Below are 13,397 nucleotides of genomic sequence, written 5' to 3'. Positions count from 1 at the left end.
ATCATTGGACGATGGCTCCGGTCACCACGGGATCCTTGTCGGCTGGTCCTTTGCCGGAATTGTCGGCCATGCCGCCAAGCCGCTGCGACGATAGGTCCTCGATGTTGAGCGGTTTTGCCGGCAGGTCGTCGAACCCGACGATCTGCCGCGCATTGACCGGCTCGAGTGCGAGCTGCGATTTGTAGATTTCAGCCAGCTTCTGCAGGCGCGACGGCTGGGTCAGCAGGCTCCAGTCGGCCTTGAGCAGGTCGATCGTGTCCTCCTCATAGCGGATCTGCGCCTCGATCTTCTGCACCGAAGCCAGCTGTTCCTCGGCCTCGCGCTTGGCCTTGTAGGTCAGGGCCGCGGCCGAGACCATGACGGCGATCAGGACTATGTCGCTGGTTCGAAACACGTATTCACCTCTCTCGCGGCAGTTGGATGCCGGGAAGTTTTGGAAGTCCGAAAACGGTGAGATCACCGGCGCGCGCCGGCGCCTCGGTGCGGATGGCGGCACGCAGCCTGGCCGAGCGCGCCCGCGGATTGGCAGCGACTTCGGCATCGCCTGCCGTCACGCCGCCACCGGCCTTGCGGAAGGTCGCGGTGCGGGCATGCGCCTCGGGCAAATGACGTGAGCCGGTGGCGACGTCGGCGCGGTCGGCGATGAACCGCTTGACGATGCGGTCTTCCAGCGAATGGAACGTCACCACGGCAAGCCGCCCGCCGGGCTTCAATACCCGCTCCGACGCCACCAGAGCCTTGGCCAATTCGCCCAACTCGTCATTGACGAAAATGCGCAGCGCCTGGAAGACGCGGGTGGCCGGATGGATCTTGTCTTTCGGCGCGCGGCCGATATGCGTCTCGATGGCGTCGGCGAGATCGAGCGTGCGCTCGAACAACCGTTTTTCGCGGCGGCTCTCGATCATGCGGGCAATGCGCCCGGCGTTACGCTCTTCGCCAAGGAAGCCGAAGATGCGAGCCAAGTCGCCCATCTTGAATGAATTGACAACGTCGGCAGCACTCAACCCCGCCTGCGCCATGCGCATGTCGAGCGGCCCGTCCGTGCGGAACGAAAAGCCGCGCTCGGGCTGGTCGACCTGCATGGAGGAAATGCCGATGTCGAGCACCACGCCGTCGGCGCTTTCGACCTGCTCGTCCAGCGTCGAGAACGGCGCCTGCACCAGCCTCAGCCTGCCGCCGGATTGCTGTTCCAGGCCGCGCCCGGCGGCAATCGCATCGGGATCGCGATCGATCGCCACCACCGAGGCGCCGCTCGCCAGGATCGCCTTGGTGTAGCCGCCGGCGCCGAACGTGCCGTCGACGATCACATCGCCTTCTTTGGGCAAGAGCGCTTCCAGCACTTCGGCTAGGAGGACCGGAATGTGGCGGACCGGTCCGCCAACGGCGCTGAGATCATCGCCGTGATCCGCCATCATTCCGGTCGCTCCCCAGCCTTGCCCTCGTGAGCCTTCGTCCCCTGCCGAAGCTGCAAAAGCCGGGCCCGCGCCTGCGCCCCATAGGCGGTCAGCCGTCCAGGCTCCCAAACTTGAAAGAAATTGCCGCGGCCGACAAAGGCCACTTCGCTCGTGATGCCCGTATGCTCGCGGATGAAATCGCTCATCGTGATGCGGCCATCCTGATCGAGCTTCAGGAACGTCCCGTCGCCATGGCAGAAGAACGACATATCGTCGGCCGTCTGCAAAAAAGGGTCTTCCAGCGCGATGCGCTGCTCGTAGCGGTCGAGCAGATCGAGCCCGCCGACATCCATCGCAGGCACGTCCAGGCCGCGCAGCGCATAGAGTTCCGAATATCCACGCTTCTGCACGACCGCGCGGAAATGCGCCGGAACGGAGACCCGCCCCTTCGCATCGATCCTGTTCACCGCGCTTGACAGAAACCGGTCCATGACACGCTGCAGCCGCTTCCGCCGCCGCACCCCTCTCCATGTTTTCGTCCGCGCCGAAGCGCGTCCCCTGCCGAAAATCCGCTTCGATCCCAGCGGCAAAACCCCGCAAACGCACAGCCGCCGCGGCTGCCCGATTGGCGTACGCTTTACCCTGACGCGGAACGAAGGCTTTGGTATCGAAATGGGATATCATGGGGCACTATGGGCGTCAACGGGAACAGGCTTCACAAACGCGCGCGCCACAACCGGTGAGAGCAGCTCTGACAACACTCCCGTCTTTATCTCCCATTAAGCCTAACGAACCGTTAGAGCGGGCTGGCCCAAGCGGAAGCGGCTTGCCGCGCATCACTGCCGCGAATAGCGTCGTCAGTCTTTTCGCTGAGCAACAAGGTCAGAAATCCATGCCCGAAACAGCCAGGTCCCGCGCGGCCTCCCTTGCCCATCTGCGTCGCGACGGACTTGCCAAAGGCGACCCCATCCCATTGCCGCTGACCATGGCCGCTATTTTCCACAACCCGGCCGACGGCGCCGGCTACAGTCAGTACGGCCGTTACAGCAATGCCACCTGGGATGCAGTCGAGCACATGCTGGCGCATCTCGAAGACGCGCCATGCGTCGGCTTCCCCTCAGGAATGGCGGCAATCTCGGCGGTGTTTTTCGGCCTGTTGAAATCCGGCGACCGCGTGCTTTTGCCTTCGGACGGCTACCATGCCACACGCGCGCTGGCCGAACGTTTCCTCAAGCCCTTCGGCGTCGCCTATGATCTGCGGCCGACAGCTACATTCCTCGACGGCGGCTTCGACGGCTACCGCCTTGTCTACGTTGAAACCCCGTCAAATCCGCGATTGGACATTTGCGACATCACAGCCGTCACCGAGGCCGCGCACCAAGCGGGCGCGATCGTCGTCGTCGACAACACCACGATGACGCCGTTCGGCCAGCGTCCGCTCGATCTCGGCGCCGACATCGTCGTTGCTGCCGACACCAAGGCGGCCAACGGGCATTCCGACGTGCTGTTCGGCCATGTCGCCAGTCGCAATCCAGATATCATCGCGGCCGTCACCGGCTGGCGCGAGACCGCGGGCGGCATTCCCGGCCCGTTCGAGGCTTGGCTGGTGCATCGCGGCCTGGAGACGCTGGACGTACGCTTCGACCGCATGTGTTCTTCTGCCGAGGTGATCGTGAAGCGCCTGAAAGACCATCGCGCCGTTAGCGGCTTGCGCTACCCCGGGCTGGAGGGCGACCCGTCGCACAACCTGGCCCGGGCGCAGATGGAGCGCTTCGGCTTCCTCGTGTCCTTCGAACTCGCTTCCCAGGAGAAGGCCGAGGATTTCATCAACAACTGCACGCTGATGCAGGCGGCAACGTCGTTCGGGGGTGTCCACACCTCCGCCGAGCGGCGGGCCAAGCGAGGAGATTCGGTTCCGCCCGGCTTCGTGCGCCTGTCGGTGGGCTGCGAGCCGGTGGAAGAACTCTGGCAGGCGATCGAGGCATCGCTGGACAAGATCGGCATCTGAGGCGGCTTGCCCCTTCTCCCCGTCACTGTACGGGGAGAAGGTCCCGGCAGGGGGATGAGGGGCAGCGTCAACCTCTGAAGCGATCTCACTTCTTCGAGTCCCTTGCCTCAGTCACTGCGGCATATTTGGCTTGCAAGCGCTTCATGAACAGATGTCCGTCTATCCTCCCGCTCTCAAGGTCGTCAGACAACCTGTCCTTACGTGCTTCGGCTTTGATCTCGTCCATCGACGCAAATCGTCCCGGTCCGCTGTCGATCCCCTCCTGAATCAGCCTGCGCAATTCCTCGACCGTGTAGCCGAGAAGATCGCGGCGGTCTTTTCATTGCCGCAGTGCGTCACGGATCACTTCGCTGGCCGAGGCATATTCGCCGGCGGCCACGACGTCGTCGACCGCCCCCGCCAGTTCCGGCGAAAGCGTGATGCTGCGTTTGTCGACATGACCCATGGCGTGCTCCTGATCAAACCACGACGATCATGGTACGATTAATCGTACCAGCTTCAAGAATGCGTTTGTCTCGACCCACCCGGTGCAGTTGATTCAATCGCTCAAGCACCTGAATCGTCAGCTGCGCCCGAAGGCGCAGACTGCTGATCCCAAAGGATTAATCGCGATATGGGGAGAAATTGCCAGCTGGCCTGTAAGCCGGGTTTTGTATGGCCCTCGCCCCTTTCGGGGCGAGAACGTGGCGGCCATTCATCTTGGGCGCATGTTGCCATGCGCCTCACGCAACCTACCCGGACGGTGAGCCGGAAACAGCCCTGAAGGTTTCCCCTCGCACCGTCCCTATTCGGTCTTGCTCCCGGTGGGGTTTACCGTGCCGCTCCTGTTGCCAGTCGCGCGGTGGGCTCTTACCCCACCCTTTCACCCTTGCCCCGATAAATCGTGGCGGTTTGCTTTCTGTGGCACTTTCCCTGGGGTCGCCCCCGCCGGCCATTAACCGGCACCGTGTTTCCATGGAGCCCGGACTTTCCTCACCCGCAGCCTTTCGGCTTTGCGGGTGCGGCCGCCCGGCCAGCTGGCAGAGCGTATAAAGGGGTTCACGTTCCAAAACGCAAATGAAAAAGCAGACTTATGCCGGCGATCCCAATGCCGCCAACTGCACCTTGACCTTGCCGCAATAGGCCGCCGACACCGGGTTCATCCTCGTCGCGGCATGGCCGGCATTGTATTTCAGGATCGTGCCGCAGGTGGTGCCGCCGCCGAGATTGCGCGCCATGGCAAGGTACTTCATGCCGTATTTGATGTTGGTGTCGGGATCGAACAGACCCTTGGCGGAGCCGCTATACCCCATCATCCGCGCCGTTGCCGGCTTGATCTGCATCAGGCCGATTTCACCCGCGCTGCCGACGATGTTCGGCCGGTAGTTGCTCTCGATCTTGATGACCGCCTGGGCCAGCGACACCGGCACGCCTTCGGCCGCAGCATAGCGGGCAATGATTGCCGAATACTGGCCGCCAAGCGCGGCTGCCGCAGTCGACTCCGCAGCGGTGCTTGGGCGGATCGATGCGGTCGTCGTCAGGTCGACGCTCTTCCTGTTGCGCTTAAAATGCCTCTTGGCCGTGGCTTTTCTGGCTTTCACCACGGCTGCTTTGCGCCCTTTCGCGGTGATTGCCCTTTTTGCTGTTGGGTTTGCCTTCGTCATGGTGGCTTTGGCGGGTGCGGCGATGAAGCCCTGGTCCGCCCTCTGGCTCAGTGGTGCGGCATCGGCCGTGCTGAAGGCAAAAGTCATTACGCCGGCAGCAATAGCTGCCGTTACAACGGTCAATTTCTGCATGTGGTCCCGTTCTGTTTGGCCGCGCGAAGATCTTCACGCAGCAACGCCTAATCAATATCGGAGCATCCGGGGGGCTGGAGGTCCGATAACTTGCACGAACCGCCTTTGAGGGCGGAATTTGTGTCGAACAAGGCGAGGCAATTCACTTTCAGTGACAGGCTGTAACTTGAATATCAGAAAAAGATTATTTAGAGGCAACTGACGTAAGGGAAGTCAGCAGGCTTTGCAGCGTGCTAGACGTAGAGCCGTCGGCGACACCATCCACCAGGCGCGGTCGGAAATGCCGCTGAAAAGCTTCGACGACGATTTCGGTCTGGCGGTCGAAGACACCTGATATCTCAACGCCATAGCCATAGAGCGCCAGCATCGACTGCAGTGTCTCGACCTCGGCGCCGGTATCGCCGGCTTTCAGCACCGCGCCGCGCCGGACCGGCGCCGCAGGCACGAGATGGCCGACCCCGGCCGCAAACAGCGCATTCCAGGGGAATTTCTCGCCCGGGTCGATCTTGCGCCCCGGCGCGATGTCGGAATGGGCAAGCACCCTTTGCGCCGTAATGGAATGGCGTTCGATGATACCAAGGCAAAGCCCGATCACCGCTTCCACCTGCCGCTTGGGAAAGGCCGAATAGCCGAGCGAATGGCCGGGATTGACGATTTCGATGCCGACCGAACAGGAGTTGATGTCGCGACGACCGAACCAGGAACTTGCACCGGCATGCCAGGCGCGGTCGCTTTCGCGCACCATCTGGATGATGCGGCCATCCTCATGGACGAGGTAGTGCGACGAGACTTCGCTTTTGGGGTTGCACAACCAGGCTTCCGCGGCAGCACCCGTCGCCATGCCGGTATAGTGCAGCACGATCATATCGGGCCTGAGCGTTTCGCGCCGCGGGCCGAAATTCGGCGATACCCTGACCTCCGCGCTTGGCTCGTCGGGCGAGAAGCCGGTCATGCGTGCCTGAGGCCCCGCTCGATCATTTCATAGGCCGCGTTGATAGCCGCGACCCTGGTCGTTGCAATCTTGATGAATTCCTGCGGCAGGCCGCGCGCGATCAGGCGGTCCGGATGATTGTCGGAGACCAGCTTGCGGTACCGCTTCCTGACCTCCTCGAACGGCTTGCCGCGCTCAATGCCGAGCACGATATAGGGATCGCCGGCCCCGAGATTGACGTGCCTGGCCAGGATGGCTTCGTAGTGCACCTCGTCGATGCGAAAAATCTCGGCAATACGGTGCAGGAAAACGCCTTCGCGCTCATGCACCAGCCCGTCCGCCTTGGCGATGTGGAACAGACCGTCGAGTATGTCTTCCAGCATGACGCAGTTCGAATGGCCCGAGCCGCACATCTGCGCCATACTCTCGGCATAGGTCTCGAACCCGGCGACGTCGCGCTTGGCCAGATCGTAAAGCCGCGCCACATTGCGGGTCTGTTCTCGCGGCACCTCAAATATTTCCTGGAACGCGCGAACCTCGTCCTGGGTGACGATGCCATCGGCCTTGGCCATCTTGGCTGACAGCGCAATCATCGCCACAGAGAAGGCGACGCGCCGGCGCAGATCAGCGTCACCGGAGAAAACCGTGCGCACGGCCTCGACCACATCGGCTACACCGGACGTGGCTGAAGATGAAACGCGGTTGATGAAGTCGCCGAGGCGATCCCAAATCGACATGAGCGCTTATTAGGGCCGCCGGCCATTGCTATCAAGCCAAGACAGCGCCGCAGAGTGGATCGATTTGCGCAAGCAACCGACGCGCCAGATCCCAAACCGTAGAAAAGAGCCGGTTCAAGGCCCTTGAGCCCCGAATTGACCTAAACGCAGGAAGGCCGGCGCGGAGCCGGCCTCCTCTCTCGTCACGTCAAAGTGACCGGGACTGCTGCTACTGCGCGGGGGCAGGAGCAGGTGTTGCCGGAGCCGGTTCTGCAGGCTTCGGTGCATCCGGCGTCGCCGGCTTCATGGGCTCGGCGGCTGGCGGATTGGTGCTCTGGGTGGTGGTGTTATCCGTACCGCTGTCGCTGCAGGCGGCAACGCCGAACAGGGCCAGGGCGGAAACGGAAGCAAGAATGAGCTTTTTCATGACATCTCTCCTTCAACACACGCTCACGTTGCGGTGAACGGTCGAAGGCAAAATGCATCAAACGGCCATGAGTTTCGTAACGTTGCGTTTCCTGATGTAACATCCGCGCACTACCGATTGCGGGCCGGGCGATGCCGAACTAACAGTCTGGACCCAAATGCAATGCCGGAGTTCTGCGTGGACAAGAAATGGGATTTTTGGATCGACCGCGGCGGCACCTTTACCGACGTGATCGGACGTGATCCGCAAGGCGGTTTGCATCCCAGGAAATTCCTGTCGGAAAATCCCGAAGCCTATCCCGACGCGGCCATAGCCGGCATCCGCGAGCTTCTGGGGCTGAAATCCGGCACCGCTATTCCTCCGGGCCTGGTCGGTGACGTCAAGATGGGTACCACCGTTGCCACGAATGCGCTGCTGGAGCGCAAGGGCGACCGTGTGCTTTTGCTCATCACCAAGGGCTTTCGCGACGCGCTGAAGATCGCCTATCAGGCGCGGCCGGACATCTTCGCCAAGGAGATCATCCTTCCCGAACAGCTCTACGAGCGAGTCATCGAGATCGACGAGCGTGTGCGCGCCAATGGCGAGGTCGAGCGCTTGCTCGACATCGCCGCCTGCCGGCCCGCCATCGAACAGGCGAAGGCCGACGGCATCGATGCGGTGGCCATCGTCTTCATGCATGCCTGGAAATATCCCGACCACGAGAAGGCGGTGGCGAAAGTCTGCCGCAAGATCGGGTTCAGCCAAGTCTCGGTCAGCCATGAAGTCTCGCCGCTGATCAAACTGGTCGGCCGCGGCGACACCACCGTGGTCGATGCCTATCTGTCGCCGATCCTGTCGCGCTATGTGCAAAGGGTGGCGGGAGAACTGGGCGCGACGCCAATCTCCCCACTTGTGGGGGGTGAGGAGCGGTCGGCCAAAGGCCGAGAAAAAGCCAACGATTTGGCTTTTTCAGCGACGAACGCCCGGAGCCATAGCGAAGGGCAGTCGGCAAAGCCGACAGAGGGGGTTCTCTCAGGAGGCACCACCAAAGCGTCGAGCACTGCCGCGGCGACCCCACCCGGCGGCTTCGCCGCCACCCTCCCCTCGAGGGGGAGGGAGAACCCTCGCCTGATGTTCATGATGTCGTCGGGCGGGCTTACCGCCGCCGACATGTTTCAGGGCAAGGACGCGCTGCTGTCCGGCCCGGCCGGCGGTGTCGTCGGCATGGTCGAGACGGCGAAACTCGCCGGATTCGAGAAAGTCATCGGTTTCGACATGGGCGGCACCTCGACCGACGTCGCCCATTATGACGGCGAGTATGAGCGCGCCTTCGACACCGAGGTCGCCGGCGTGCGCATCCGTGCGCCGATGATGCGCATCCATACCGTCGCTGCCGGCGGCGGCTCGATCCTGCACTACGAAGCCGGCCGTTTCCGCGCCGGCCCGGATTCCGCCGGCGCCAATCCTGGCCCCGCCGCCTACCGGCGCGGCGGCCCGCTGGCCGTCACCGACGCCAATGTCATGCTGGGCAAGCTGCAGCCCGATTTCTTCCCGGCAATTTTCGGCCCAGGCCAGGACCAGCCGCTCGATGTGGCCGCCGTGCGCAAAAAATTCGCTGCGCTGGCCGTCGAAATCGGCGATGGCCGCACGCCGGAAGCCGTCGCCGAAGGCTTCGTCACCATCGCGGTGGAAAACATGGCCAATGCCATCAAGAAGATCTCCGTGCAGCGCGGCTATGACGTCACTGAATATCTCTTGAACTGTTTTGGCGGCGCCGGCGGCCAGCATGCCTGCCTGGTTGCCGACGCGCTCGGCATGGAGGCGGTACTGATCCACCCCTTCTCCGGTCTGCTCTCAGCCTATGGTATCGGCCTGTCGTCGGTTTTCGCGTCGCGCCAGCAGGCGCTCCTGAAGCCGCTTGCCGAAGAATCCAGGACCCAGATGGGCAGCCTCATCGGCACGTTGAAAAAAGCCGTCATCGCCGAATTGGTAGCGCAAGGCATCGCCGAGGACAAGATTGCGGCAAAGCCGGTGCTGCACATCCGCTATGACGGCACCGACACCACGCTGCCGGTGAATTTCGAAGGCGACTCGATCTTCCAGGCCAGGCGCGATTTCGAAATCGCCCACAAGGCGCAGTTCGGGTTCGTCTATGATGACAAGCCGATGATCGTCGAGACCGTTGGCGTGGAAGGCGCCGAGATCGTCGAGACCACGGCCGAAGCCGTTGCGCCCGCCGGACCGGCAAGGGTTGAAGCGGGTGCGTCCGGAACGCGGCGCATCTATACCGAGGGCCGCTGGCATGAGGCCGGCATCCATCGTCGCGAAAATCTGCGCCCATCCAACCTGATCGCAGGCCCCGCTTTGATCATCGAGCCGAACCAGACCATCGTCGTCGAGCCGGGCTGGCGGGCCGAAATCACCAACCTCAATCACGTCGTCATCCGCCGCACCGAACGGAAAGTTCGCACGGCTGCCCTCGGTACCGAAGCCGATCCGGTGATGCTGGAGGTCTTCAACAACCTCTTCATGTCGATCGCCGAACAGATGGGCGTTACGCTGCAGAACACCGCCTATTCCGTCAACATCAAGGAAAGGCTGGATTTCTCCTGCGCCGTCTTCGACCGCCACGGCGCGCTGGTCGCCAACGCGCCGCACATGCCGGTGCATCTCGGCTCAATGGATCGCTCGGTCGAAACCATCATCCGGCTGAACTCCGGCGACATCCACCCCGGCGACGTCTTTGCGCTGAACGCACCTTACAATGGCGGCACGCATCTGCCCGACATCACCGTGGTGACGCCGGTGTTTTCCCTCCCCCTTGAGGGGAGGGTGGCCGCGCAGCGGCCGGGTGGGGTCCTCTCAGAAGGCACCGCAAGGGCGTCGAGCACTGCCGCAGCGACCCCCTCCGGCGGCTCCGCCGCCACCTCCCCTTCTAGGGGGGAGGAAATCCTGTTCTGGGCGGCCTCACGCGGCCATCACGCCGATATTGGCGGCACCGCGCCCGGCTCGATGACGCCGCTCGCCACCACTGTCGATGAGGAAGGCGTGCTGTTCGACAATTTCCGGGTCGTCGATCGTGGAAAATTCCGCGAGGCGGAGTTGCAAACGCTGCTCACCGACCACCCCTACCCCGCCCGCAACCCGCACCAGAACATCGCCGACCTCAAGGCGCAGATCGCCGCGAACGAAAAGGGCGTGGCGGAATTGCGCAAGATGGTCACCCATTTCGGCCTCGATGTCGTTGAAGCCTATATGGGCCATGTCCAGGACAACGCCGCCGAAAGCGTGCGCCGCGTGCTGGAGCGGCTGCCAGATAGTTCCGAGTACGAATACCCGACCGACACCGGCCAGGTGATCAAGGTGAAGATTACCGTCGATCGGCAAAAGCGCGAGGCGACCGTGGACTTCACCGGAACGTCGAAGGTCGAGAAGAACAATTTCAACGCGCCCGAGCCCGTCGCCCGCGCAGCCGTGCTCTATGCCTTCCGTGTCATGGTCGAGGACATGATCCCGATGAATGCCGGCTGCCTGCGGCCGATCAACATCATCATCCCCGACGGCTCGATGCTGAAGCCCGCCTACCCCGCCGCCGTCGTCGCCGGCAATGTCGAGACCTCGCAGCATGTCACAAACGCCCTGTTCGGCGCCATGGGTGCCATGGCCAATGCGCAAGGCACGATGAACAACCTGACCTTCGGCAACAAGCAGTACCAGTATTACGAGACCATCTGCTCCGGCTCGCCGGCAGGCCGGATGAACTCCGGCCGCGGCTTTGCCGGGACATCCGGCGTCCACACCCACATGACCAATTCGCGCCTGACCGACCCGGAGGTGCTGGAATTGCGCTTTCCCGTGCTGCTCGAGGATTTCCACATTCGCGATGGCTCCGGCGGCAAAGGCAAATGGGATGCCGGTGACGGCACCAGGCGCACCATCCGTTTCCTCGAAAAGATGGAATGCGCCATCCTGTCCTCGCACCGCAACCGCCCGCCGCAAGGCCTCGACGGCGGCGGTGACGGCGAGGTCGGCTCGACCAAGGTCCGCCGCCAGGACGGCAGCGCCGAGACGCTGAAGGCCTGCGACCAGACCGTGCTCGACGCCGGCGACGCCGTCATCCTGACGACGCCGACACCCGGGGGATTTGGCAAGGCCTGAACTCGCGTCAACAGGCTGTCACCCGCCTGTCATGCCCCTGAGTTACCCGCTTGCGGCAAAGCAAATGGGGAATCACTTTGCCATGACGGACGTCTCCTCGGATCTCGTTTTTCGCCGCGGCAAGGAAGTTGGAAAAGCCGTCTACCAGAACCGCCCGCTGTCGAAGGCCGGCATCTCGGAGCGGCTGTTCGCCCTCTTGTTTTCCGGTCTCGTCTATCCGCAGATCTGGGAAGACCCTGAAGTCGACATGGAGGCCATGCAGCTTGGCCAGGGTCACCGCGTCGTCACCATAGCGTCGGGCGGCTGCAACATCCTCGCCTACCTCACCCGCTCGCCTGAACGCGTCGATGCGGTCGACCTCAACGCCGCCCACATCGCCTTGAACCGGATGAAGCTGGAGGCGGTGCGGCATCTGCCCTCGCAGGGCGATCTGTTCCGTTTCTTCGGCGCCGCCGGCACCAGCCACAATTCGCAAGCCTATGACCGCTTCATCGCGCCGCATCTCGACCCGGTCAGCCGCCACTATTGGGAGCGTCGCAGCTGGCCCGGCCGCCGGCGCATCACCGTCTTCGACCGCAATTTCTACCAGACCGGCCTGCTCGGCCTGTTCATCGCCATGGGCCACCGCATCGCCAAATTCTTCGGCGTCGATCCCGCCGGTATCATGGCGTCGAAGAGCCTCGCCGACCAGCGCCGCTTCTTCAACGAAGAGCTGGCGCCGGTCTTCGACAAGAAGCTGTTGCGCTGGGCTACCTCGCGCAAGGCTTCGCTGTTCGGCCTCGGCATTCCGCCGGCGCAGTACGATTCGCTGATCACCTCGGGCGATGGTTCGATGGCCAGCGTGCTGAAGGCCCGGCTGGAAAAGCTCGCTTGCGATTTTCCACTGAAGAACAACTACTTCGCTTGGCAAGCCTTCGCCCGTCGCTATCCCAATCCGGGTGAGGCCGCCCTGCCCGCCTATCTAGAAGAGGCCAACTACAAGGCGATCCGCAACAATGTCGATCGCGTCGGCATCCACCACGCCAATCTGATCGAATTTCTGGCCGGCAAGGACGCAAGCACCGTCGATCGTTTCGTCCTGCTCGACGCGCAGGACTGGATGACGAACGACCAGCTCAATGCCCTTTGGTCGGAGATCACCCGCACCGCCTCGGTCGGCGCCCGAGTCATCTTCCGTACCGCCGCCGAGCCCAGCCTGCTGCCGGGCCGCGTCTCGATCTCGCTGCTCGACCAGTGGACCTACGAGGACGAGGCCTCGCGCGACTGTTCGGCCCGCGACCGCTCGGCCATCTATGGCGGCTTCCACCTCTATGTGAAGCGCGCGGCATGAGCGCGAGCGAGCTGCCGGCCGACCATGCCGAACTGATGGACGGCGTCTATCGCTGGCAACGCCATATCTACGACCTGACCCGCAAATACTATCTGCTTGGCCGCGACCAGATGATAGCCGGGCTGGATGTGCCGGCGAATGGCAGAGTGCTCGAACTTGGCTGCGGCACCGGCCGCAACATCGCGCTTGCCGCCCGCCGCTATCCCGACGCCCTCTTCTACGGCCTCGACATCTCGGCCGAGATGCTGGAGACGGCGAGCAAGGCGATCGGCCGCGACGGCCTGTCCGGCCGCGCCGTGCTGGCGCGCGGCGACGCCACCGATTTCGACGCCAAGACGCTGTTCGGCGTCGAGCGCTTCGACCGCATCTTCGTGTCCTATTCGCTGTCGATGATCCCCGGTTGGGAAAAGACGGTTTCGGCAGCCCTTGCGGCACTCGCGCCCGGCGGCTCGCTGCATGTCGTCGATTTCGGCCAGCAGGAAGGCTTGCCCAACTGGTTCCGGACATTGCTGCGCGGCTGGCTCAAGAAATTCCATGTCACCCCACGTGAATCATTGCGCGAAGTCTTGGAATCGGAATCTCGGCGAACCGGCGCAAGCTTCTGTTTCCGCGCGCTTTATCGCGGCTATGCCTGGCTGGCGGTCGTCAAGATCGCGCACTCTTACCTCCCCCTCGATGG

10 protein-coding genes, 1 other RNA gene and 2 pseudogenes are annotated in these 13,397 nt (G+C 63.1%); 4 read left to right on the top strand and 9 right to left on the bottom strand.

The window, feature by feature from the left end:
* Window position 1: 1 nt before the first annotated feature.
* From ftsL to mraZ, 3 genes are read right to left on the bottom strand one after another with little or no spacing between them, the layout of a single operon-like run.
* Window positions 2–394, bottom strand: coding sequence for a cell division protein FtsL (gene ftsL / locus ACYG9Y_RS06910; RefSeq protein WP_023739862.1), 393 nt, complete (start codon window positions 392–394; stop codon window positions 2–4).
* Window positions 395–398: 4 nt separating this feature from the next.
* Entirely contained in the window at window positions 399–1,415 is a 1,017-nt protein-coding gene (gene rsmH, locus ACYG9Y_RS06905) for a 16S rRNA (cytosine(1402)-N(4))-methyltransferase RsmH (protein WP_023739863.1), read from the bottom strand.
* A complete protein-coding gene (gene mraZ, locus ACYG9Y_RS06900; RefSeq protein ID WP_023739864.1) occupies window positions 1,412–1,885 on the bottom strand; it encodes a division/cell wall cluster transcriptional repressor MraZ in 474 nt (157 codons plus the stop codon). The genes rsmH and mraZ overlap by 4 nt, the downstream gene beginning before the upstream one ends.
* A 401-nt stretch (window positions 1,886–2,286) precedes the next feature.
* Here mraZ and ACYG9Y_RS06895 point away from each other — a divergent pair, with 401 nt between their 5' ends.
* Window positions 2,287–3,402 (top strand): cystathionine gamma-lyase, encoded by a 1,116-nt coding sequence (locus ACYG9Y_RS06895; protein WP_023739865.1) that lies wholly within the window; start codon window positions 2,287–2,289, stop codon window positions 3,400–3,402.
* Window positions 3,403–3,487: 85 nt separating this feature from the next.
* On the opposite strand, the pseudogene ACYG9Y_RS06890 reads toward ACYG9Y_RS06895, so the two are convergent.
* From ACYG9Y_RS06890 to ACYG9Y_RS06865, 6 genes and pseudogenes are all read right to left on the bottom strand, one after another.
* Window positions 3,488–3,847 (bottom strand): annotated as a pseudogene (locus ACYG9Y_RS06890) (type II toxin-antitoxin system ParD family antitoxin).
* Between the two features lie 178 nt (window positions 3,848–4,025).
* Window positions 4,026–4,422, bottom strand: an RNA gene (gene rnpB / locus ACYG9Y_RS06885) — RNase P RNA component class A.
* Window positions 4,423–4,472: 50 nt separating this feature from the next.
* Entirely contained in the window at window positions 4,473–5,177 is a 705-nt protein-coding gene (locus tag ACYG9Y_RS06880; protein WP_023739866.1) for a lytic transglycosylase domain-containing protein, read from the bottom strand.
* A gap of 184 nt (window positions 5,178–5,361) precedes the next feature.
* Window positions 5,362–6,129, bottom strand: coding sequence for an N-acetylmuramoyl-L-alanine amidase (locus tag ACYG9Y_RS06875; protein WP_023739867.1), 768 nt, complete (start codon window positions 6,127–6,129; stop codon window positions 5,362–5,364).
* Complete coding sequence (locus tag ACYG9Y_RS06870; RefSeq protein WP_023739868.1) at window positions 6,126–6,845, bottom strand: J domain-containing protein; 720 nt, start codon at window positions 6,843–6,845, stop codon at window positions 6,126–6,128. Before ACYG9Y_RS06870 ends, ACYG9Y_RS06875 begins: the two co-directional genes overlap by 4 nt.
* Window positions 6,846–7,053: 208 nt before the next feature.
* Window positions 7,054–7,251: a hypothetical protein gene (locus ACYG9Y_RS06865; RefSeq protein WP_023668260.1), complete on the bottom strand. Its 198-nt coding sequence runs from the start codon at window positions 7,249–7,251 to the stop codon at window positions 7,054–7,056.
* A 177-nt stretch (window positions 7,252–7,428) separates the two neighbouring features.
* On the opposite strand from ACYG9Y_RS06865, the gene ACYG9Y_RS06860 reads away from it, so the two are divergent.
* From ACYG9Y_RS06860 to ACYG9Y_RS06850, 3 genes and pseudogenes are all read left to right on the top strand, one after another.
* Entirely contained in the window at window positions 7,429–11,388 is a 3,960-nt protein-coding gene (locus ACYG9Y_RS06860) for a hydantoinase B/oxoprolinase family protein (protein WP_023739869.1), read from the top strand.
* A gap of 31 nt (window positions 11,389–11,419) precedes the next feature.
* Entirely contained in the window at window positions 11,420–12,718 is a 1,299-nt protein-coding gene (locus ACYG9Y_RS06855; protein ID WP_031201832.1) for a BtaA family protein, read from the top strand.
* Window positions 12,715–13,371 (top strand): annotated as a pseudogene (locus ACYG9Y_RS06850) (class I SAM-dependent methyltransferase); the annotation flags it as partial. The gene ACYG9Y_RS06855 and the pseudogene ACYG9Y_RS06850, both read left to right, overlap by 4 nt.
* Window positions 13,372–13,397 lie beyond the last annotated feature (26 nt).

It is taken from the genome of Mesorhizobium sp. W050 (assembly GCF_054719535.1).
Note: the sequence above shows the minus strand (reverse complement) of the source record. Positions and strands in the feature narration are given on the sequence as shown.

Bases quoted from the DNA above. Each gene is read 5' to 3' on its own strand.
- ACYG9Y_RS06875 (WP_023739867.1), bottom strand. From the start codon at position 6,129: ATGACCGGCTTCTCGCCCGACGAGCCAAGCGCGGAGGTCAGGGTATCG.
- ACYG9Y_RS06855 (WP_031201832.1), top strand. From the start codon at position 11,420: ATGCCCCTGAGTTACCCGCTTGCGGCAAAGCAAATGGGGAATCACTTT.
- ACYG9Y_RS06865 (WP_023668260.1), bottom strand. From the start codon at position 7,251: ATGAAAAAGCTCATTCTTGCTTCCGTTTCCGCCCTGGCCCTGTTCGGC.
- mraZ (WP_023739864.1), bottom strand. From the start codon at position 1,885: ATGGACCGGTTTCTGTCAAGCGCGGTGAACAGGATCGATGCGAAGGGG.
- ACYG9Y_RS06895 (WP_023739865.1), top strand. From the start codon at position 2,287: ATGCCCGAAACAGCCAGGTCCCGCGCGGCCTCCCTTGCCCATCTGCGT.
- ACYG9Y_RS06870 (WP_023739868.1), bottom strand. From the start codon at position 6,845: ATGTCGATTTGGGATCGCCTCGGCGACTTCATCAACCGCGTTTCATCT.
- rsmH (WP_023739863.1), bottom strand. From the start codon at position 1,415: ATGATGGCGGATCACGGCGATGATCTCAGCGCCGTTGGCGGACCGGTC.
- ACYG9Y_RS06880 (WP_023739866.1), bottom strand. From the start codon at position 5,177: ATGCAGAAATTGACCGTTGTAACGGCAGCTATTGCTGCCGGCGTAATG.